Raw genomic sequence first — 20,049 nt, forward strand, 5'->3', positions numbered from 1 at the left:
TCCGGGGGACCCCCATCCCGAAACCGGGCTCCGCCCCGGATCCCCGTGCTTCACCTGCGGGCCGGTGGGGGCTGGTCGCGCAGTTCCCCGCGCCCCTGGCCGGACATGGCACGCGGCCGACACGGGTGGGTGGGACGTACCCGACAGGGCTTCGCCCCGGTCGTCGGTTCGTCGCGCGGTTGCCCGCGCCCCTGGTGGGGCGAATGGGTGAGGGGGGTGACCCGGCCGATGGTGGTGGGCGATTTGTCATACCGCGCGTGGCACGATCGGCGCCTCGGAGGTGATCCCATGTCACGTCGGTTGCTGCGTAGCGCATGTGTTGCCGCGGTGGCCGCGGCCTTCGGCGTCGGCCTGCCCGGCGGGGTGGTGCCGCCTCCGGTTGCGAGGGCCGTGGCCGCCCTGCCGGGGGCGCCCGGCGCGCCCGTACCCGACGGGGAGTCGACAGCCGATGAGCCGGGTGGGGCCGGGGCGGCGGGTGTCGTCGGGGCGGCCGGGCCCGCCGGGGTGGCGGTGGAGGGGGCGGGTGGGGTCGGGGCGCTGCTCGTGCGGTTGCAGGGGCTGTACCAGAGCGCCGAGGAGGCGTCCGAGGCGTACAACGCCACCGAGGCCGCGCTCAAGGGGCGGCAGGAGCAGGAGCAGCGGCTCAGTACGCAACTGGGCACGGCGCGCGGCGAGCTCGACAAGGAGCGGGCCGAGGCCGGCCGGCTGGCGCGGGCGCAGTACCAGGAGGCCAGCGGCGGCCTGTCGCCGTACGCCCGGATGATGCTGTCCGGGGACCCGCAGCGCGCCCTGGAGGAGCGGCTGATGGCCGGCCGCGAGGCGCGCGCCCAGGCCGCCCTGGTGAACCGGCTGACCGGCGCCGAGAAGCGCGCCTCCACCCTGGCCACCGCCGCCCGCAAGGCCCTGGACACCCAGCAGGCCCTCGCCGCCGAGCAGAAGAAGCGCCGGGACGAGGTCACCGGGCGGCTGAAGGAGGTCGAGCGGCTGCTCTCCTCGCTCACCCGGGAACAGCTGGCCGAGCTCGCCGACCGGGAGCGGGCCGGGACGGCACGGTCCCAGCGCGCCCTGATGGGCTCCGGACGGCTGCCCGCCCGGAACAACCAGCCGACCGCGGCCGGCGGGGCCGCGCTCGGCTACGCCACCGCGCAGCTGGGCAAACCGTACGTGTGGGGTGCCGAGGGCCCGGGCTCCTTCGACTGTTCGGGGCTGACCTCGCAGGCGTGGGCGCACGCGGGCCGGACCATCCCCCGGACCAGCCAGGAGCAGTGGGCGCAGCTGCCCCGGGTGCCCCTGGACCGGCTGCGGCCCGGGGACCTGGTGATCTACTTCCCCAAGGCCACCCACGTGGCGATCTACGCCGGGAACGGCAAGGTCATCCAGGCGCCCCGGCCGGGCACGAGCGTCAAGGTCTCGCCGATCGCGGCCAATCCGCTGCTCGGCGCGGTCCGCCCGGACCCGGCCGGCATCCCGCTCGCCGAGGGGGAGTACACCGCCCCCGCCGCGCTGGACGCCGTGCCGGACGGCGATTTCGCGGATTCCTCCGACGACGACAGCGGCTACTCCGCCGAGGAGGCGCCCACCGAGGCGGAGACCTCCGCCAGGTAGTCCGCCGCGTCCTCGGGGTCGTAGAAGTACGCGTTGAAGTCGGACGGGTTGTCGAAGCCGTTGGCGAACCGGTCCGCCACCGGCTGCAGCTGCCCGGCCGCGCCGATCAGGCCGAGCACGTGCTCCGGCGGCACGCCGAGCATGGCGTTGGACCAGTCGGTGACCGGCTTGCCGGTGGTGTACCAGTACTTGTCGAAGGTGGCCTTCATCCACGCCTCGTCGAACGGCTCGTCCCCGTGCATCAGGATCGACGACAGGTACGAGGCCGCGCACTTGGCCGCCGAGTTGGCGCCCTGCCCGGTGATCGGGTCGTTGGCGACGACCACGTCGGCGACGCCCAGCACCAGCCCGCCGCCGGGCAGCCGCCCGATCGGGTTGCGGACCACCGGCGCGTACCGGCCGGCCAGCGTGCCGCCGGCATCGGTCAGCTCGGCCTTCACGGCCCGCGCGTGCTCCCACGGCACGTACTTCTCCATGAGGGCGAGCGTCAGGTCCAGGTGCTCCTCGGGGTCGTTGACGCCGGTGAACACGTCGAGCGGGCCGCCCGGGAGGCCCTCCCAGAAGAGGATGTCCGCCCGGCCGGAGGTGGTCAGGGTCGGCATGACGAAGAGCTCGCCGACGCCCGGCACCAGGTTGCAGCGGACGGCCTCGGTCTCCGGGTGCTCGGGGCGCGGCCCGAGCCCGTGGACGTACGAGACGGCCAGCGCGCGCTGCGGGCGGTCGTACGGGGAGCGCGCCGCGTTCCGGCCGAACAGGGAGACCAGTTCGCCCTTGCCGGCCGCGACCAGCACCAGGTCGTACGTACGGGAGAAGTAGTCCAGGTCGGACACGGTCGCGCTGTGGATGACCAGCTGTCCGCCGCGCTGCACGAAGGTGTCCAGCCAGCCGGCCATCTTCACGCGCTGGTCGACGGACTGGGCGTGGCCCTTCAGCCGGCCCAGCCAGTCGACGGCGCGGCCGCCGCCGGGGGCGGCGACGGAGACGCCGAGGCCCTCGATGCGCGGGGCCTGCTGCTCCCAGAAGTCGATCCCGAGGTCGCGTTCGTGCCGCAGGGCCGTGTCGAAGAGGACCTGGGTGGACATGACCCGGCCGGTGCGGATCTCGTCCGGGGTCCGGTTCGACAGCAGGGTGACCTCGTACTCCCTGGCCTGGAGTCCGAGGGCGAGCTGGAGGCCGGACTGGCCGGCCCCCACGACGAGTATCTTGCGCATGGCGTCTTGGTGTCCCTGTCGTTCCGTTGGTGCGGCTATTCCGGGGTGCTGTCCAGGGCGTGGCGCACCAGGGTCAGCAGCGATGCGACGACGTCGTCGCGACGCCGCGCGTCCATGATCACGACGGGTACCCGTGACGGGATGGTCAGCGCCTCCCGTACGTCCTCCTCCTCGTAGGAGGTGGAGCCCTCGAAGTGGTTGACGGCGACGGCGTACGGCAGTCCGCAGCTCTCGAAGTAGTCGAGGGCCGGGAAGCAGTCGCGCAGCCGGCGGGTGTCCGCCAGGACGATGCCGCCGACGGCGCCGCGCACCAGGTCGTCCCACATGAACCAGAAACGTTCCTGGCCGGGGGTGCCGTAGACGTAGAGGACCAGGTCGTCGTCGAGGGTGACGCGGCCGAAGTCCATGGCGACGGTGGTGGTGTGCTTGTCCGGGGTGCCGGACAGGTCGTCGGTGGCCGCCGCGGCCTGGGTCATCACCGCTTCGGTGCGCAGCGGGGTGATCTCGGAGACGGCGGAGACGAAGGTGGTCTTGCCGACGCCGAAGCCGCCCGCGACCAGCACCTTGACGGCGACGGGGGCGCGGGAGCGGTCGTACTGCCAGGGCTGGACGGGCTCGTCCTCGACGAGGAGCGGTGTGGTGAGGACGGCTGGTTCAGAGACGGCTGAGCCCACTGAGCACCCTTTCGAGCAGTGCGCGTTCGGGCCGGCCGGTGCCGTGTCCGGTGCCGTAGACGCGGATCCTTCCCTGGTCGGCGAGGTCGCTGACGAGCACGCGGACGACGCCCATGGGCAGCTTGAGCAGCGCGGAGATCTCGGCGATGGTCCGCATGCGGCGGCACACCTCGACGATGGCGCGCATCTCGGGCATGCGGTCGCCGCTCCTGGGCGTGGTGTCCAGGGCGGCGACGAACGTCTCGACCTGCAGGACCTGGGTGAAGCGGGTACGGCCACCGGTCAGCGAGTACGGGCGGACGCGCGCGGGACGGCGGTCCGCCCCGCGTATCGGCAGGCGGGACGGGTGCGCCGGGGCTGGCGCGGAGGCCGGCGGGGCTGTCACGTGACGTTCTCCGGGTTTTCCATGGACTGGCGCAGCTCGCTGCGGACTTCGGGGGTGAGGACGTGACCGGCCCGGCCCACGAAGAGCGCCATGTGATAGGCGACGACGCCCATGTCGCAGTCGGGGGTGGCGTGCACGCCCAGCAGCGAACCGTCGCTGATGGCCATGACGAACACGGAACCGTGCTCCATGTGGACCATGGTCTGCTTGACCGACCCGCCGTCCATCAGCTCGGCGGCGCCCGTGGTGAGGCTGCCGAGCCCGGACACGATGGTGGCCAGGTCGGCGGCGGCGCCGCGCGGGCCCTTGGACCGCTGTTCCAGCTGCCGGTCGCGCTGCCCCCGCTGCTCGCCCGCGGTCTCCGGGTCGGAGGAGAGGAGCAGCAGGCCGTCGGAGGACACCACGGCCACCGAGACGATGCCGGGCACCTCCTCGACCAGGTCGGTCAGCAGCCACTGCAGATTGCGGGCCTGGGTGCTCAGTCCGTACGTACTGGGCGCGGTCATGTGCGTGCCTCCTGTGCGGTGTCCCCCTGATCGTCCCGCCCCTCGGCGAGTTCGGCCGCCACGACGCGGCGGCCGTCCAGGGCCCCCTGGTAGAAACCGCCGAGGCGCCGGCGCAGGTCCGCGGCGTCGACCTTCTTCGGTTCCGGCCTGGGCTCCGCGGTCCGGGGGGTGGTGACCACGCGCGGGGTCCGCTTGGGCAGGCCCTTGTCGGTGACGGGGCCCTCGGGGCCCTCGGGGCCCTCGGGGCCGGCGGGCTGGGCCGGCACGGGGGCGTGCGACGGCCCGGGCTGTCGGCCGTCCTGCGGGTCCGGCTGCGGACGGCGGCGCTGGGGCAGCGGTGCCTGCGGCTGCTGCTGGTGCTCGCGCTGCTGGGGTGCCGGGACCGTGAAGACCTGGCCCTGCGGAGGCAGCTGCTCGCCGGCCTCGGGCGCGGTCCCGGGGGCGGGCGCGGCCTCCGGCTCCGGGGCGGGCACCGTGAAGACCTGGCCCTGCGGGGGCAGGTCCATCTCGGGCGCGTCCACGTGGAACACCTGGCTCACGGGCGGCAGGACCGCACCGGGGTCCGCGACCGGCGGCTCGGGCAGTACGTAGTCCGGCGCGGGCGCGGCCTGCTCCGGCGCGGGCTCGGGGGCCAGGTCGGCGATCCCGGGCTCGGCGAGCTCCGACTCGGCGCGCTCCGACTCGGCGCGCTCCGACTCGGCGCGCTCCGGCTCCGCGGCGGCCTGCTCCCGGCGGATCTGCTCCTGGCGGGCCTGCTCCTGGAGGGTCGAGACCGTGAACACCTGCTCGACGGGCGGCAGTCCGCCCTCCGTACCGGCGTCTTCCGGGAAGTTCACCTCCGGCACGGCCGCAGCGGCGGCGGGAGTACCGGGATCGGCACCGGCATCGACGTCCGCGTCCGCATCCGCCGTACGCGCTCCGGCCGGAGCGAGGTGGAAGTCGTCCTCCGCCTCGTCCGCTACGGGCCCTGCGGGCTCCACGGGGGCCGCGGACTCCATGGGCTCGGCGGCCGCCGGGGCCAGGTGGAAGTCCTCGTCGGCCGACTCCGCCTCCGCGGCACCGCCGGTCACGCCCTCGGCCGGTACGGCACCCGCACGGACATCGGCATCGGCATCGGCGCCGACACCGCTGCCGGCATCGGCATCGTCTCCGGACCGCTGCGGCCGGAGCCGGGGCGGCAGGGTGTTCTCGTTCGCCTCCGCCACGACACCCGGCAGCTGCAGCAGCGGCGCCCCGGGGGCGCTCAGCGTGTGCACCGGCGCGGACGGCGAGCCCTTGGGCAGCAGCGAGGCCGGGATGACGACCAGCGCCTCCGTGCCCCCGTTCCGCGAGGCCCGCAGCTCCGCCTCGACGCCGTGCGCCGCCGCCAGCCGGCCGGCCACGTACAGGCCGAGGCCCAGGCCGTGCTCCGACTCCGACTCCGCCTCGTACGCGTCGGGGGTGGACAGGCGCTGGTTGAGCAGCTCCAGCCGGTCCCCGGTGATCCCGATGCCCTCGTCGACCACGGACAGCAGCACGGCGCCGGAGTCCAGCAGCCGGCCCGAGACCTTCACCTTGGCGTCCGGCGGGGAGAACGTGGTGGCGTTCTCCAGCAGTTCGGCGAGCACGTGCGAGATGTCGTCGGCCGCGTGCCCGGCCACCTGCGTGTAGGAGGGCAGGGACTGCAGGTCGACGCGCTCGTAGCGCTCGATCTCGGAGACCGCGGCACGCATGACGTCCACCAGCGGCACCGGACCGGCCTGGCCGTGGCCGTGCTCCTGGCCGGCCAGCACCAGCAGGTTCTCGTTGTGGCGGCGCATCACCGTCGCCAGGTGGTCCAGCTTGAACAGGGTGGCCAGCCGGTCCGGGTCCTGCTCCTTGGACTCCAGCTCCTCGATGACCGTGAGCTGCCGCTCGACCAGGCCCAGGGTGCGCAGGGACAGCGACACCGAGGTGGTGATCATGATGCGGCGGTGTTCCTCGAGACCGGCCCGGAGCTCGGTGAGCTGCTCCTCCAGTTCCGTGCGTCCCGCGGTGAGGGCCTCGTTGCGGCCGATCAGGCGGCGCCGGTCGGCGTCCATCCCGGCGATCTTGGTGTGCAGGGTGACGGTCATCTCGCGGACCGAGTTCAGCGACCGTACGACCTCGGCGAACTCGTCGTTGCGGCCGGTGAAGCGGACCGGCTCGATGGAGCCCTCCGCCGTGGCCAGCCGGGCGGCGCCGCGCCGGAGCACCGACAGGGGCCGGGTCAGCGAGCGGGCGACGGCCGTGGAGACGCCGACGGCGATCAGGAACAGCACGCCGAGCAGTGCGACCAGCACTTCCAGTGCGGTCACGTCGTCGTCGCGCAGGCCGGCCAGCGCGGTGACCCGTTCGGTGGCGAGGGTGGACTCCACCGAACGGATCCGGTCGAGGCGGGCCGACAGGGCGGTGCCCACGGCCTCGGCGTTCACCTTGCGGTCGGCGGGGGCCAGGGTGGGCCGGTCGGTGAGCTTGTTCAGGTAGTCCTCGGCCGCCTTCACCTCCGGTCCGGTGACGGTCGCGGCGAGGGTCTCGCGTACGTCGGGCCGCGCGGCCCGGTCGAAATCGTCGAGGGCGCCCTGCTCGCGCACCCGGGCGCGCTGGGCGGCCGAGGCGAGCTCGTCCTCCACGGGCGAGGCGGCCGCGGCGGAGCCGGACACCGAGGACGAGGGCTGCTCGCCGCGGGGGACGGCCAGTGCGGCGAGCAGCAGTCCACGGGTGGCCGAGGCCTGGTCGGAGGCCAGGCCGAGCGGTGCCATGGGGCGCGTGGTGGCGAGGGCGGCGGTGGCCCGGGGCGGGGTGTCCTCGGCGAGTTCCGCGGCCGGGACGAGGAGTTCGGCGACGACCGCGGAGTAGGCCTGGTTGGCGGCGAGGGCGCTGCCCTTGCCGGTCAGCGCGGCCGCGCGGACGGTCTCGATGCGGCCCAGGGCGACGGCGAGTTCCTCGTCGGCGTCCGTCTGGGCCTCGGCCGTCTCCCGGTCGACGCGTTCGGCGCGCTCCTTCAGGGCGGCCTTGCCCGCCGCGGGGCGTCCCCTGGCGATGAACTCGGTGACCGCGTCCCGCTCGTCGGCGAGGGCGTGCGCGAGGGTGAGGGTGTGGCGGACCTGTTCGGCTCGGGTCACCAGTTGCTGGGACTCGTTCAGGTCGGCCGAGGCGGAAATGACGGCGGGGGCGCCGGCGCCGAGGACGGCGAGGCCCGCCACGGCGACGCCGATGACCAGCCTCCGGCGAACGCGTACGCGGCGTCCCGTGGGGAGGTCGACGATGGCGGGGCCGTCGGCGGTGGTGGCGGTGCCGTTCTTCCGAGACCGCTTGTTCTGCACCGGTGCTCGCAATCCTGTACGTGTGCTCGTGCTCGTCTACTCGTGTGGCCGAGGTAACGGCCGGTCAACAAGTAAACGCCCCCTGCTCCCTCGTACCGCCTCAGACCTTCGCAGTGTGTTGGGGACAGAGCCGCACAACGCTCACCCGGCCACACGAACGAGTGAACATCACGGAGGAGTTGGCGAACAACTCGGACACCGCCCCGTGCGGGCCGCTCCGTGGACGGGCGGTTGAAAGATCGCAGGGGGCTTTGGCAGGATGCCTGCCCACATCCCGGGGGGTGGACGCCGCCCTTCCGTCAGGGCGTCCGAATCGGTGTACGGCCGGGCATTCGGTACGGACCGCGGCCTCGCCGGGCGGGGGCGGGGCGCGGCCGGTGGGTGCAGGCGGAAGCGACCGCGCGGTTCCGGACATCCCGGGCACACTGTTCCCATGCGCATCAGTCTCGCCTCGGTTCCCGGAGACCCGGAACACCCCAATGAGGACTGGGTATCCGCCGTGACGCCCACCCCGGGCGGGGGCGGGGTGCTGATCGCGCTGGACGGGGTGACACCGCCCCGGGGGCCGGACGGCTGCGTGCACGGGGTGCCGTGGTTCACCGCCCGGCTGGGCGGTCGGCTGACCGAACTGTCCGCTTCGCGGCGGGACATGCCGCTGGCGGTGGCGCTGGCCGGGGCGATCGCGGACACGGCGGCCGGACACCGCGACTCCTGTGACCTTTCTCACACGCGGACCCCGCAGGCGACGGTGGTCGCGGTCCGCTGGGACGCGTCGTACGTCGAGCACCTCGTGCTGTCCGATTCGGTGCTGCTGCTGGAGTCGCCGGAGGGCGGGGTGACGGCGGTCCGGGACGACCGGCTCGACCACGTCCCGGCGGAGGTGCTGCGCTCGCACGCGGCGACGGACGCGCTGCGCAACGCGTACGGCAGGGAGGGCGCCTTCTTCACGGCGGCGGCGGATCCGGCGGCGGCCGGGCGGGCGGTGACCGGGCGGACCCCGCGGGAGCGGGTGCGGGCGGTGGCCGCGCTGACGGACGGCGCGAGCCGCTGGACGGACACGTTCCGGGAGGGGAACTGGGCAGCCTGCATGGCCGTGCTGGGCAAGGAGGGCCCGGCGGGCCTGATCGACCGCGTCCGCACCCTCGAAACGGACCCGGCGCGGGCGGGCCGCCCCCGCTGGAAGCGGCACGACGACGCATCGGCGGTCTACGCCGAGCTCTAGCCCTCCCCGGGGAGAGCCGCCCACTCGCCCGGGCCGGCGGGGGCTTGGCGGCCGTGCCCGGCCGTCGTGCGAGTGCCGGCCGTTGCCTCGGCCGGGCGGGGCCGACGCCGTTCACGCGGCCGTGTGGGCAGGGCAAGGCAGGCGGAAGGCCTGCCCGCACCTCGGCCGAGGCGCCGCGCCTACGGCTGGGGGGAGCGGTGGCGTTCGGCGTGGCGGGCTACGCGGGCGCGGTTGCCGCAGGACGGTTTGCACCAGGCCTGGCGCCCGTGGCTGCGCAGGAAGTAGCGGACGCAGCGCGGCGCCGTGCAGGCGCGCAGCTGTTCCCGGTCCGGGCCGCCGAGGAAGTCGACCGCCGCCCTCGCCAGCGCGGCGATCAGGACCGCCCCCGGCCCCGCGTCGCCGTCGCCCGCCGGGACCAGGCCGGCCGTGGGCCGGTCGCCGGCCGGCCAGGTGAGCCGCGGGACCACCGGTTCCAGCGCCGCCGCCGCGTTGAGCGCGGCCAGCGCCTCCTCGACCGGCATCAGCCGGTTCGCGTCCGCGCGGCTGGGCGGCGCAGGGCTGACCGCGCGCGCGAACAGTGCCCGTACCGCCCGGCGCAGGGCGGTGACCTCCTCGCGCAGCCGCTCGTCCGCCTCCGGCAGCGCCCCCGGCGGGAGCAGTCCCTCCTGCTCCCGCAGCCATGCGGCCAGGCCCTCGACGGTCGCCAGGTCGTCGGCCACCCCGCCCGCGCCGTCGTGGCGGATGGTGCTCGCCAGTTCCAGGGCCGGCCGGCGGCGTTCCGCGGGCGGTGCCGTCTTCGTCTCCACCTGCTTCCCTCCGGATCCGATTCCGTCGGCGGGTGCTCTTGCCCCGCTCGCGTCCCCCACTCTAGGGTCGGATGCGCTAACGGTAAATCGATTGCCAAGCATTAGGGGGATGCTCGTGAGTGCTCTGCTGCTCGCGCAGATCAGCGACCTGCACCTGGACGGCAGCGACCGCTCCACCGAGCGCGTCACACGCGTGATGGACCACCTGCGGGGCCTCCCCCGCCCGGTCGACGCCCTGCTCGTCACCGGCGACATCGCCGACCACGGCACCGAGGCCCAGTACGAGGAGGCGGCCCGGCTGCTCGACGCGCCCTTCCCGGTGCTGACCTGCCCGGGCAACCACGACGTCCGGCCCGCCTTCCGGAAGGCCCTGCTCGGCGAGGAGCCCTCACAGGCGCCGGTCAACCGGGTCCACCACGTGGCCGGCACCGCCGTCCTGATGTGCGACACCACCGTGCCGGGGCACGACCACGGCGTCCTGGACGACATCACCGCCGACTGGATCGACCGCACCCTGTCCGGACTGCCCGAGGACACCCCGGCGCTGCTCGCCTTCCACCAGCCGCCGGTGGACCTGCACCACCCGCTCCCCGACTCCTCCCGGCTGGAGCGGCCCGAGCGGCTGGCCGCCCTGCTCGACGCCCACCCGCGGGTGGCCGCCGTCCTCACCGGGCACGCCCACACCGCGGCCGCCTCCCTGTTCGCCGGGCGCCCGCTGGTCGTCGGGCCGGCCGTCACCTGGACCCTGCGGCTGCCCTGGGAGGGCGACCGGCCGGCCGACCGCGACCAGCCGCCCGGCCTGGCCTTCCACGTACTGGACGGGGACGGGCGGCTGACCACCCACTTCCGCGTGGTGCCGTAGGCGCGGGCGGCCGGTCCGTGTACGCGCATCCGTATGCCGTGGCCGGGTTCCTCCTGGCCGTCCTGCCGCTCGCCGCCACCCCCGGCGCCAGCCTGACGCTGCTGGTGCAGCGGGTCACCGAGGGCGGCCGCCGCGAGACGCTGCCCGTGGTCCTCGGCACCGTCACCGGCCTCTACGTACACGCCGCCCTGGCGGTGGCCGGGCTGTCGGCGCTGGTCATGCACTCGGCGGGGGTCTTCACCGCCGTACGGATGGCCGGGGCCTGCTACCTCGTCGGGCTGGGCGCCTGGACGTGGTACGCAGCCGCCCGCCGGCCGAAGGGGCCGGAGGGGCCTGCCGGTCGGGCCGGACGGGCCCGGTGGGTCCGGTGGCTCCGGGCCCGTGGCGGTACCTACTCCCAGGCCCTGCTCGCCAACGTGCTCAACCCCAAGGCCGCGTCCGTCTACCTGACCCTGGTGCCGCAGTTCATCGCGCCCGCCCACCCGTTCGCCGGGCAGATGGCGGTGCTGGCCACGGCACACGCCCTGCTGATCGCCCTCTGGCTGCTCGGCTGGGGCCTGCTGGTCGGGCGGGCGGCGCGGGCCCTGCGGAGGCCGGGCTTCCGGGCCCTGGTCGCCCGGGTCAGCGCGGTGGTGCTGGTCGGGATGGGCCTGCGTACGGCCGCGGCGGGATGACCCGCGGGGACGGCCCGCCCGTGCGGGCGGGTTACTCGGCGCTCTCGTTGAGCTGGTTCAGGAGGCGGGCCAGTTCCGCGACCTCGCCGCGGTCCCAGTCGGCCAGCTTCCGCATGTAGCGGACCCGGCGGGCGTCGCGGACCTTCAGGAACCTCTCCCGGCCTTCCGGGGTGAGGCCGACCAGGAAGGCGCGGCCGTCCGCCGGGTCCGGTTCGCGCGCGACCAGACCGAGGTCCTCCAGCGCCCGCAGCTGACGGCTCATCGTCGCCTTGCCGACCCCGAAGTACGCGGCGAGGTCGGTGGCCCGCTGCCGTCCCGCGTCCTCCAGCCGTACGAGCAGCCCGTACGCGGCCGGCTCCAGCTCGGGGTGCAGCTCGCGGGCCATTTCGCCGGAGGATGCGCGGGCCCGCCGAAGGAAGACGGACAGCTCCCGCTCCAGTGCGAGGAACTCCTGGTCTTCACTCCCGTGCACGTACCGCTCCCATCCGTGGCGTCCCGGGTCCCGTGTCCCGGATCCCGTGTCCCACGTCCCGTGTTCCGTGGTGTGTGGGGGCACCAGTATTTCCCAGCGCGACGGCCCGGACCCGCAGCGGGCGGGTCCGGGCCGTCGCGTGCCCCCCGTTCAGGGGGAATCGGGCCGGGCGCCGGTCACGCGGCCGCGTCCAGGGCGAGCTCCGCCCGCTCCAGCGCGAGCTCCAGCACCTGCCGTACGTCGGTCACCGGGTGCACCTCCAGCCGCTCCAGCACCTCGGCCGGGACGTCGTCCAGGTCGGCCTCGTTCCGCTTGGGGATGATCACCGTGGTGATCCCGGCCCGGTGCGCGGCGAGCAGCTTCTGCTTGACGCCGCCGATCGGCAGCACCCGCCCGGTGAGGGAGACCTCGCCGGTCATCGCCACGTCCGTGCGGACCTGCCGGCCGGAGAGCAGCGAGGCCAGTGCGGTCGTCATGGTGATGCCGGCGCTGGGGCCGTCCTTGGGCACCGCGCCCGCCGGGAAGTGGATGTGCACCCCGCGGTCCTTCAGTCCGGTGACCGGCAGTTCCAGTTCGGCGCCGTGCGAGCGCAGGAAGCTCAGTGCGATCTGTGCGGACTCCTTCATCACGTCACCCAGCTGGCCGGTCAGGGTCAGCCCGGCCGCGCCGGTCTCCGGGTCCGCGAGGGACGCCTCCACGAACAGCACGTCGCCGCCGGCGCCGGTGACGGCGAGGCCGGTGGCCACGCCGGGCACGGCGGTCCGCCGCTCGGCCGGGTCCTGCGCGGACTCCGGGACGTGGTGCGGGCGTCCGAGCAGCGCGCGCAGGTGCTGCTCACCGATGGCGAAGGGCAGTTCGCGCTCCCCCAGCTCGTGCTGGGAGGCCACCTTGCGCAGCAGCCGCGCGACGGCCCGCTCCAGGTTCCGGACGCCGGCCTCCCGGGTGTACTCGCCGGCGAGCTTGCGCAGCGCGTCTTCCTCCAGGGTGACCTCGTCGGTGCCGAGGCCGGCCCGCTCCAGCTGCCTGGGCAGGAGGTGGTCCCGGGCGATGACGACCTTCTCGTCCTCGGTGTAGCCGTCCAGCCGGACCAGGTCCATGCGGTCGGCCAGGGCCTCGGGGATGGCCTCCAGCACGTTGGCGGTGGCCAGGAAGACCACGTCGCTGAGGTCGAGTTCCACTTCCAGGTAGTGGTCCCGGAAGGTGTGGTTCTGGGCCGGGTCGAGGACTTCCAGGAGGGCGGCGGCGGGGTCGCCCCGGAAGTCCGAGCCGACCTTGTCGATCTCGTCGAGCAGCACGACCGGGTTCATGGACCCGGCCTCCTTGATCGCCCGGACGATCCGGCCGGGCAGCGCGCCGACGTAGGTGCGGCGGTGGCCGCGGATCTCCGCCTCGTCGCGGACGCCGCCGAGCGCGACGCGGACGAACTTCCTTCCCATGGCGTGCGCGACGCTCTCGCCGAGGCTGGTCTTGCCGACGCCGGGCGGGCCGACGAGGGCGAGGACGGCACCGCCGCGGCGGCCCCCCACGACGCCGAGGCCGCGGTCGCCGCGCCGCTTGCGGACGGCGAGGTACTCGGTGATGCGGTCCTTGACGTCGTCCAGCCCGTAGTGCTCGGCGTCGAGTACGGCGCGTGCCCCGCGGATGTCGTACGCGTCCTCGGTGCGCTCGTTCCAGGGCAGTTCCAGCACGGTGTCCAGCCAGGTGCGGATCCAGGAGCCCTCGGGGCTCTGGTCGCTGGACCGCTCCAGCTTGTCGACCTCCTTGAGGGCGGCCTCGCGGACCTTCTCGGGAAGGTCGGCGGCCTCGACGCGGCCGCGGTAGTCGTCGGCCCCCTCGCCCTCCTTCTCCCCGCCCAGCTCGCGCAGCTCCTTGCGCACGGCCTCCAGCTGGCGGCGCAGCAGGAACTCGCGCTGCTGCTTGTCGACGCCCTCCTGGACGTCCTTGGCGATGGATTCGGCGACGTCCTGCTCGGCGAGGTGGTCGCCGAGCCACTTGACGGCCAGCCTGAGGCGGGCGACCGGGTCGGCGGTCTCCAGCAGTTCCACCTTCTGCGCGACGGTCAGGAACGGGGAGTACCCGGAGTTGTCGGCGAGGGCGCCCACGCCCTCGATGCCCTGCACCCGGTCCACGACCTGCCAGGCGCCGCGCTTCTTCAGCCAGCTGGTGGCGAGCGCCTTGTACTCCTTGACGAGTTCGGTCACCGCGCCGGGCAGCGGGTCGGGCACCCGCTCCTCCACGGTCTCGCCCTCGACCCACAGCGCGGCGCCGGGGCCGGTGGTGCCGGCGCCGATCCGCACCCGGCCGAGGCCGCGGATCAGCGCCCCGGGATCGCCGTCGGAGAGCCTGCCGACCTGCTCGACGGTGCCCAGCACACCGGTGCCGGCGTACTTCCCGTCGACCCGCGGGACGAGCAGGACCCGGGGCTTCCCGCTCCCGACGGCGGCCTGCGCGGCCTCCACGGCCCCGCGCACCTCGGCGTCGGTCAGGTCCAGCGGAACCACCATCCCGGGCAGCACGACCTCGTCGTCGAGCGGCAGTACGGGCAGGGTGAGCGTTACGGACGTCGAAGCCATGATCTTCCCTCCGGCAGTGAAGTTGAGCTACACCGACTCAATGCATCTACGCCGAGGAGTGTTCCCCAACCTCCGTTCGCCGGGGGCGAACAGGCCTCGCTGTCCGAGGCCGCTGGTAGCGTCCCCACCCACAGCGAACGATCTTGAGGGGGCGGCAGCGGTGCACGAGGTGAAGGGTCACGAGGTCGACGGGCAGCGGATGGCGGACGCGCTCGCCGGCATCACCATGCGGGCTTCCGACCGGTGGTACGACGTGCGGTACGGCGGCGCGTACCCGGAGGGCATCCACCTGATGCGGGACGAGCTCCTCGACCACGTCGCCGCCCGCGCCGCGACGGAGCCCGGGCTCGACGGGACCGCGCGGGCGGCACTGGTGACCGCGGCGGAGTGCTCCCTGGGGCTGCTCGGTGTCGGTTGCTTCCCCGACGGGGACCAGGAGCTCTTCTTCCCGGTCGTCGACGAGACCATCACCACGATGGACATGTCCTTCGGCGACCTCGTGCGGGACGCGCCCACCGCCGCGACCTGGCTGGACGCGTTCCGGCTGTGCCTGGTCAGCGGCCTGGTGTGGGAATGGATGCGGGTCATCGGCCTGCTGCTGCGGGAGGACTACGCGCCCGCGGTCCGCGACGGGGTGCCGTACTCCCGCTTCGACTCGGTGTCGGATCCGGCCGACCTCGCCGCGATGGACGCCCTGTGCGGGTACCTGACCCCGGCGAGCGGGCACCTGCCCGGCAGCTGGCCCACCGTCACCCTGCGCAAGCCGGACTCCGGCGAGCGCGCCGAGTCGGCCCGGAAACTGGACGCGGCCGGCCCGCTGACACCGGACCACCGCCTGCTCCGCGTCCTCCTCGACGACGACCGGGCAGCGTTCGAGGACGCCCTCGCGGCCCGGCTCGCCGAGCACCGGGAGGCCCTGGGAGCCGAACCCGCCCCCAGGACCCTGCTGCCGCTGGGCGCCCTCGCCGCCGCCGCCCTCGCGGTCCAGGTCCACGGCTGGGAACCGGCCGTCCGGTCCGACTACCTGCCCGCGGCCCTGCTGGGTTCCCCGGATGCACTGCGGCGGGGAACGCCGACGGCGGAGTGAACGGCCGCGGTCGGGCGCGGCGTCAGCTGCTCGGCGGGATGTAGTTCGTCAGGAAGCAGCCTTCGACGAGGCCCGGCTTGTTCTCGAAACCGCTCGGGATCTCGAAGTCCTTCTCGCAGGACAGGATCTTCAGGCCGGCCCGCAGCAGCTGCTCACCCGCGTCGTCGCCGACCGGCACGACCGCGAAGTCGTGCCCGACCAGGAACTTCTCCTTGTGCTCGCGGGCGGCGGTCTGGAACTTCTTCATGTCCGGGACCGACAGCAGGGCGATCGGGTGGTTCGAGGCGTCCTGGCAGACCGCGCGCTCCTTGATGGCCCAGGACGGATCCGGGGCCTCTTCCTCTCCCCAGGCGGTCCCGTCGCCACTGCCGCTGTCGGACTTGTCGTACGCCGGGCCGTCGGTCAGGTCCCGGCACTCACCGTGCTCCTTGATGAACGCCTGGATGGACGCGACGTTCTTGGCCTTGGGCAGACCGCTGTCGTCGCCGTCGCCGCCGCCGCACGCTGCCGTGGAGCCGAGCGCGATCACGGCCGCGCCGATGGCCAGGGTCTTGCGCATGTTCATGTTCCGTCCCCCGTAAGGATGTTCCAAAAGCTCGATCATCCTCACACGGGCCTGACGCCCCACCGCCGTCCGCTCAGTCGGTGGTGGTGACGGGGAGGCCGGACCCGTCACGGCCCCAGTCGCTCCAGGAGCCGTCGTACACCGTGAACTCGCGGCGGCCGGCCAGGTCGGCCGCGAGGGCCAGGACGCAGGCGGTGACGCCCGAGCCACAGCTGAAGAACAGCCGGCCGGAGGCGGGGGCCACGCCGGAGAGGGCGTCGCGGAGCTCCGGGACCGGGAGCATCCGGCCGTCCGGGCCCTGGAGCTCGGTGAAGGGGAGGTTGCGGGCGCCCGGCATGTGGCCGCCCCGGAGCCCCGGGCGGGGTTCCGGGGCGGTGCCGTCGAAGCGGCCGCGGCTGCGGGCGTCGAGGACCGTGGCCGCGGGGTCGGCGAGCGCGGCGAGGACCTCGGCACTGCCGGCGAGCAGGCCGGGGCGCGGCCGGGCGGTGAAGGTGCCGGGCGGGCCGTCGTACGAGGCGGGCCGCGGCTCGACCGGCAGGCCGGCGGCCTCCCAGGCGGGCAGGCCGCCGTCGAGGACGGCCGCGCGGTCGAAGCCCATCGCGCGCAGCATCCACCAGGCGCGGGCGCTGGAGTAGACGCCGGCGGCGTCGTAGGCGACCACCGTGCTGCCGTCGTCCACGCCGAGGGCGCGCAGGGCCCCGGTGAAGGCGGCCGGGTCCGGCATGGTGTGCGGGACGGGCGAGGAGTGGTCGGAGAGCGCGCCGTCGAGGTCGAAGGGCCGGGCGCCGGGTATCCGGCGCCCGGTGCCCCGGTGCGCGCCGACGGAGGCGTCGAGGACGACGAGGCCCGGATCGCCCAGCAGGGCGGCGAGCCGGTCGGCGGAGACGAGCGGTCCTTCGGGGAACGCGGGCGCGTCGCCGAGCGGGCCGGGGGCGGGGTGGGGGGTCATCGACGGCTCCGGTGCTGGTGGGGGCGGGCTGATCGGGGCGGGCTGATCGGTTCGGCGGTGCCGCCCCATCCTCCACGGCCCCGGGCCGTCGGCCAACGCGCGGGGCTTCAGCCGCACTTCGCCACGGGACAGAGTTCGACCCCCGTCACACCGGGCACCCCGTCGAGGTGCTCCGCGAGCTCGTCGACCTGCGCCTGCGGCATGTCCTGGGGAAAGCCGACTTCGAGGTAGGCCCGGCCGTCGATGACCAGGCCGGTCACCGAGGTCGCGCCGTGCGGCGCGAGCGCGTCCTGTGCGGGCCGGGGATCGCCGGCCAGGGCACGCCCGCCGGCGTCCAGCCCGGCCCGGAAGGTGTGCGGGCCGGAGGGCTCCGGAGTCGCCCGCCAGTCCCCGATCCAGGCACCGGTCTGCACCACCCAGCCCGCCACGATCAGGGCTCCGAGGCCGGCCAGCGCGGCCGAGGTGCGGCGGCGCTCACGCGGGTCGGCGTAGGCGGCGAGCAGCAGGAGGACACCCGCCGGGGCGGCCAGCGCGGCCACGATCGCAGCGGCCATGCCCCCGCCGAGGAAGAGGAGGAGGAAGGGCACCACCAGGAGCAGGCCCGCCATCCCCAGGCAGGCCGCCCTGAAGCCGGCGCGGTGACGCACGAGGCAGAGCGGTAGGGCGACGGGCGGGAGGAGCAGCGCCGCGAGGCCGGGCTGGGAGCAGACCGGGGGGACCGTCACCGCCACCGCTCCGAGGACGAGCAGCCACTGCCTGCGGTGGCCGCCCGTTCTGCCGCCGGTTCTGCCGCCCGCGGCGGAAGCGTCCGCCACCGTCTCCATCGGCATCTCCATCGCCGTCCCCCTCCCCCTCGCTTGAACGCGTTCATTTAAACATGTTCAAAATGAATCTCGCGGGTCGGGTGTCTCAACCGCACTGCCCCGGGCGGGCGTAGAGGGCCACGCGGGCGCCGCGGACCTCGCGGATCGAGCACAGGTCGAAGTACGCGACCAGCATCTGGCGTTTCACCGCCTCCCGCGGGTAGGGGTCTCGGGGTTCGTCCGCCGGGTCCAGCAGGGCCACGACCCGGGGCGTCCCGGCCAGCCGGCTGCGGATCTCCGCCGAGGGCAGTTCCGTGCCCCACAGGCTCCGCGTGGCCGTGGGGGTCCCGGCCAGGGCGAGGTCGTCCAGCCCGGCGTAGACGTCCGGGGAGGACAGCAGCCATTCCCGGCGACGGGACGGCATGAAGAGGACGGCGTCACCGGGGCGGGCCGTGGCCCGGACCGCCGCGGCGACGGCGAGGGCGTCGTCCTTGCGGCTGTCGGGCGTGCGCAGCCACAGGCTCCACGGGAGGAAGGCGGCGGCGAGGGTCGCCGTGATCGGGACCCAGGCGCGCGGCCGCAGCCGCGTCAGGGCGGTGCCCGCGAGGAGGGCGAGCCCGGCGAGGGAGTAGAGGACGTACCGGTCGACGTACCAGGGGTCGACGAGGGAGACGGCCATCAGGAGCCCGGCGGGCAGCAGGGCGAGCGGGAGCGCCACCCGCACCAGCGCCCTCCCGTCGGCCGGGGGTGCGGACGGGAGGTCCGCGCCACCCGTCGGGGTGTCCCGCGCGAGCAGGAACCGTGCGGACAGCAGTGCCGCCGCCGCGACCACCGCGTACGCCGCCCAGTCCGCGACGCCCGGCCGGCCCAGCCAGCCGAGTTGCCGCCCGGCCTGGCCGGCGCTCAGCACCGCCAGCGGCAGCAGCAGGCCGCAGACCGCGCCGGCGCTCCACCGCCAGCCGCGCGCACGCCACCCGGCGGGGGCGTGCGCGAGCAGGGCGAGGACCGCGAACTCGTGCAGCCAGCAGGCGAGTACGAGCAGCACCGTGTACGCGGTCCAGCGGGCGCGCAGCAGCGCGTACGTCGACCAGACCACGGCCGCGGCCACGAGCGCGTACGAGCGACCCTCCTGCGCGTAGGTCTGGACCGGCGGCAGCACCGCGTAGAGCAGTCCGGCGGACAGGGCCGCGCGGTCGCCGGCCAGGCGGCGGCCGACGGCGGCGACGCCGGCCGCGGCGAGGGCGGTGGCGAGGACGGAGGGGAGGCGGAGCGTCCACAGGCCGCCGTCCCAGAGGGAGAAGAGGCCGTGCAGGAGGAGGTAGTAGAGGCCGTGCACGGCGTCGACCCGGTCGAGCAGTCCCCACAGGTCGGCGAGCGGACGGTGGGCCACCTGCCAGGTGACCGATTCGTCGCGCCACATGCTGCGGCCCCGCTCCAGGCCCCACAGGCCGAGGGCCAGGGCGGCGGCCGCGGGCAGGAGGAGGAGCAGGGGCACGGGCAAGGACAGAGCCCGGTCCGGGGGCGGGGCCTGCGCCGAGGCCGGGGCCTGGGCCTGGGCCGGAGCCTGAGCCGAGGCCTGGGCCTGGGCCGGTCGCTGGGTCCGGACGCGCAACCGTGGTTCGCGGCTGATGGTCGGCCTCCGGGTGTGGTCCGTGGATTCCTGCGTGCCGTGCGCTTCCTCGCAGGGCCGGCGGATCCCATACTCGTCCCGTCGGCGCCGGTCCCGCCGACTGTGACCTTACGGGGGTGCGGCGTGGGCGGATTCCTCCGGTCGGCCCGTTCCGGCGCTCGCGCCGGAACGGCGGCCCGTGTGCTCGCGCCGGCGCTGGTGCTGGTCGCGGTGCTGGTCGCGGTGCTGGGCGGGTGCACGACGCCCGCATCGGACACCACTCCCCCGGCGGCCACCCCGACCGCGACCGCGAGCACCGCCGGCACCACCCCCGCCACCCCCGCCGCCCCCGCCACCGAGCGTCTGGTCAACATCACGCGCACCGGCGGCCTCGCCGGAGTGAACGAGAGCGTGCTGGTCAAGGCCGACGGCTCATACGTACAGCTGAAGTCGGGCGCGACGGCGGGCACGGGCCGGATGGCCCCGGACCGGCTGGCCGAACTGCGGGCCGCGGTGGCGGCCGCCGGCTTCCCCGGACTGGAGCGGATCCAGCCGGGCGGGAAGGACCCCGGGCCGGACGGGTTCCGCTACACCCTCGTCGCCGGGGGGCGCGAGGTGGTCACGGGCGGGCCGGACGTGCCCCCGGCCCTGATGCGCGTGATCGAGCTGGCGCCCCTGCCCTGACCCCGCTCTTCCCCACCCTTCCCCCCACTCTTCGGTGAT

At 74.7% G+C, this 20,049-nt stretch carries 18 protein-coding genes; 6 read left to right on the plus strand and 12 right to left on the minus strand.

Annotated features, from left to right (window positions below):
- Window positions 1-288 precede the first annotated feature (288 nt).
- Entirely contained in the window at window positions 289-1,605 is a 1,317-nt protein-coding gene (locus AB0O36_RS18775; RefSeq protein ID WP_365111296.1) for an NlpC/P60 family protein, read from the plus strand.
- Here the strand turns inward: AB0O36_RS18775 and AB0O36_RS18780 are convergent.
- From AB0O36_RS18780 to AB0O36_RS18800, 5 genes are read right to left on the minus strand one after another with little or no spacing between them, the layout of a single operon-like run.
- Window positions 1,557-2,816, minus strand: a complete 1,260-nt coding sequence (locus tag AB0O36_RS18780) for a styrene monooxygenase/indole monooxygenase family protein (protein WP_365111299.1) — start codon at window positions 2,814-2,816, stop codon at window positions 1,557-1,559. The two genes, AB0O36_RS18775 and AB0O36_RS18780, sit on opposite strands and share 49 nt — an antisense overlap.
- A gap of 35 nt (window positions 2,817-2,851) precedes the next feature.
- Window positions 2,852-3,490: an ATP/GTP-binding protein gene (locus AB0O36_RS18785; RefSeq protein WP_365111302.1), complete on the minus strand. Its 639-nt coding sequence runs from the start codon at window positions 3,488-3,490 to the stop codon at window positions 2,852-2,854.
- Window positions 3,471-3,875, minus strand: a complete 405-nt coding sequence (locus tag AB0O36_RS18790) for a DUF742 domain-containing protein (protein WP_365111304.1) — start codon at window positions 3,873-3,875, stop codon at window positions 3,471-3,473. The genes AB0O36_RS18785 and AB0O36_RS18790 overlap by 20 nt, the downstream gene beginning before the upstream one ends.
- Window positions 3,872-4,381: a roadblock/LC7 domain-containing protein gene (locus AB0O36_RS18795; RefSeq protein WP_365111306.1), complete on the minus strand. Its 510-nt coding sequence runs from the start codon at window positions 4,379-4,381 to the stop codon at window positions 3,872-3,874. Before AB0O36_RS18795 ends, AB0O36_RS18790 begins: the two co-directional genes overlap by 4 nt.
- Complete coding sequence (locus tag AB0O36_RS18800) at window positions 4,378-7,704, minus strand: nitrate- and nitrite sensing domain-containing protein (RefSeq protein WP_365111309.1); 3,327 nt, start codon at window positions 7,702-7,704, stop codon at window positions 4,378-4,380. The genes AB0O36_RS18795 and AB0O36_RS18800 overlap by 4 nt, the downstream gene beginning before the upstream one ends.
- Before the next feature lie 433 nt (window positions 7,705-8,137).
- Between AB0O36_RS18800 and AB0O36_RS18805 the strand changes: the two genes are divergently transcribed.
- On the plus strand, window positions 8,138-8,926 hold the full coding sequence (locus AB0O36_RS18805) for a hypothetical protein (protein ID WP_365111311.1): 789 nt from the start codon (window positions 8,138-8,140) through the stop codon (window positions 8,924-8,926).
- A 179-nt stretch (window positions 8,927-9,105) separates the two neighbouring features.
- Here the strand turns inward: AB0O36_RS18805 and AB0O36_RS18810 are convergent, their stop codons facing one another.
- The gene (locus AB0O36_RS18810; protein WP_365111314.1) at window positions 9,106-9,732 is read right to left on the minus strand and encodes an ABATE domain-containing protein; all 627 of its coding nucleotides are present in this window, start codon (window positions 9,730-9,732) and stop codon (window positions 9,106-9,108) included.
- 109 nt (window positions 9,733-9,841) lie between these two features.
- On the opposite strand from AB0O36_RS18810, the gene AB0O36_RS18815 reads away from it, so the two are divergent.
- On the plus strand, window positions 9,842-10,594 hold the full coding sequence (locus tag AB0O36_RS18815) for a phosphodiesterase (RefSeq protein WP_365111317.1): 753 nt from the start codon (window positions 9,842-9,844) through the stop codon (window positions 10,592-10,594).
- Window positions 10,595-10,632: 38 nt separating this feature from the next.
- Window positions 10,633-11,268 carry a LysE family translocator gene (locus AB0O36_RS18820; RefSeq protein WP_365111320.1) on the plus strand — a complete coding sequence of 212 codons (636 nt, stop codon included), beginning with the start codon at window positions 10,633-10,635 and terminating at the stop codon, window positions 11,266-11,268.
- A 31-nt stretch (window positions 11,269-11,299) separates the two neighbouring features.
- On the opposite strand, the gene AB0O36_RS18825 is transcribed toward AB0O36_RS18820, so the two are convergent.
- Both AB0O36_RS18825 and lon read right to left on the minus strand, forming a co-directional pair.
- Entirely contained in the window at window positions 11,300-11,740 is a 441-nt protein-coding gene (locus AB0O36_RS18825; RefSeq protein ID WP_365111322.1) for a MarR family transcriptional regulator, read from the minus strand.
- 176 nt (window positions 11,741-11,916) lie between these two features.
- A complete protein-coding gene (gene lon, locus AB0O36_RS18830; protein ID WP_365111325.1) occupies window positions 11,917-14,313 on the minus strand; it encodes an endopeptidase La in 2,397 nt (798 codons plus the stop codon).
- Window positions 14,314-14,473: 160 nt separating this feature from the next.
- On the opposite strand from lon, the gene AB0O36_RS18835 reads away from it, so the two are divergent.
- Entirely contained in the window at window positions 14,474-15,400 is a 927-nt protein-coding gene (locus tag AB0O36_RS18835) for an immunity 49 family protein (RefSeq protein WP_365111327.1), read from the plus strand.
- A 22-nt stretch (window positions 15,401-15,422) separates the two neighbouring features.
- On the opposite strand, the gene AB0O36_RS18840 is transcribed toward AB0O36_RS18835, so the two are convergent.
- The 4 genes from AB0O36_RS18840 to AB0O36_RS18855 all read right to left on the minus strand — a co-directional run bounded on the left by AB0O36_RS18840 (window position 15,423) and on the right by AB0O36_RS18855 (window position 19,212).
- A complete protein-coding gene (locus AB0O36_RS18840) occupies window positions 15,423-15,965 on the minus strand; it encodes a hypothetical protein (RefSeq protein WP_365111330.1) in 543 nt (180 codons plus the stop codon).
- A gap of 73 nt (window positions 15,966-16,038) precedes the next feature.
- Complete coding sequence (locus AB0O36_RS18845; protein WP_365111332.1) at window positions 16,039-16,914, minus strand: sulfurtransferase; 876 nt, start codon at window positions 16,912-16,914, stop codon at window positions 16,039-16,041.
- 107 nt (window positions 16,915-17,021) lie between these two features.
- A complete protein-coding gene (locus AB0O36_RS18850; protein ID WP_365111335.1) occupies window positions 17,022-17,750 on the minus strand; it encodes a hypothetical protein in 729 nt (242 codons plus the stop codon).
- Between the two features lie 73 nt (window positions 17,751-17,823).
- Window positions 17,824-19,212, minus strand: a complete 1,389-nt coding sequence (locus tag AB0O36_RS18855) for a glycosyltransferase family 39 protein (RefSeq protein ID WP_365111337.1) — start codon at window positions 19,210-19,212, stop codon at window positions 17,824-17,826.
- Window positions 19,213-19,527: 315 nt separating this feature from the next.
- Between AB0O36_RS18855 and AB0O36_RS18860 the strand changes: the two genes are divergently transcribed.
- A complete protein-coding gene (locus AB0O36_RS18860) occupies window positions 19,528-20,010 on the plus strand; it encodes a hypothetical protein (RefSeq protein ID WP_365111340.1) in 483 nt (160 codons plus the stop codon).
- Window positions 20,011-20,049: the final 39 nt, after the last annotated feature.

Origin of the sequence: Streptomyces sp. NPDC089799 (genome assembly GCF_040684755.1) — a bacterium.
Lineage (GTDB): Bacteria > Actinomycetota > Actinomycetes > Streptomycetales > Streptomycetaceae > Streptomyces.

What these genes read in the sequence shown, in the direction of transcription:
- AB0O36_RS18845 (WP_365111332.1), bottom strand. Translation starts at nt 16,914, where the DNA reads ATGACCCCCCACCCCGCCCCCGGCCCGCTCGGCGACGCGCCCGCGTTC.
- lon (WP_365111325.1), bottom strand. Translation starts at nt 14,313, where the DNA reads ATGGCTTCGACGTCCGTAACGCTCACCCTGCCCGTACTGCCGCTCGAC.
- AB0O36_RS18815 (WP_365111317.1), top strand. Translation starts at nt 9,842, where the DNA reads ATGCTCGTGAGTGCTCTGCTGCTCGCGCAGATCAGCGACCTGCACCTG.
- AB0O36_RS18795 (WP_365111306.1), bottom strand. Translation starts at nt 4,381, where the DNA reads ATGACCGCGCCCAGTACGTACGGACTGAGCACCCAGGCCCGCAATCTG.
- AB0O36_RS18805 (WP_365111311.1), top strand. Translation starts at nt 8,138, where the DNA reads ATGCGCATCAGTCTCGCCTCGGTTCCCGGAGACCCGGAACACCCCAAT.
- AB0O36_RS18850 (WP_365111335.1), bottom strand. Translation starts at nt 17,750, where the DNA reads ATGGAGATGCCGATGGAGACGGTGGCGGACGCTTCCGCCGCGGGCGGC.
- AB0O36_RS18780 (WP_365111299.1), bottom strand. Translation starts at nt 2,816, where the DNA reads ATGCGCAAGATACTCGTCGTGGGGGCCGGCCAGTCCGGCCTCCAGCTC.
- AB0O36_RS18775 (WP_365111296.1), top strand. Translation starts at nt 289, where the DNA reads ATGTCACGTCGGTTGCTGCGTAGCGCATGTGTTGCCGCGGTGGCCGCG.
- AB0O36_RS18840 (WP_365111330.1), bottom strand. Translation starts at nt 15,965, where the DNA reads ATGAACATGCGCAAGACCCTGGCCATCGGCGCGGCCGTGATCGCGCTC.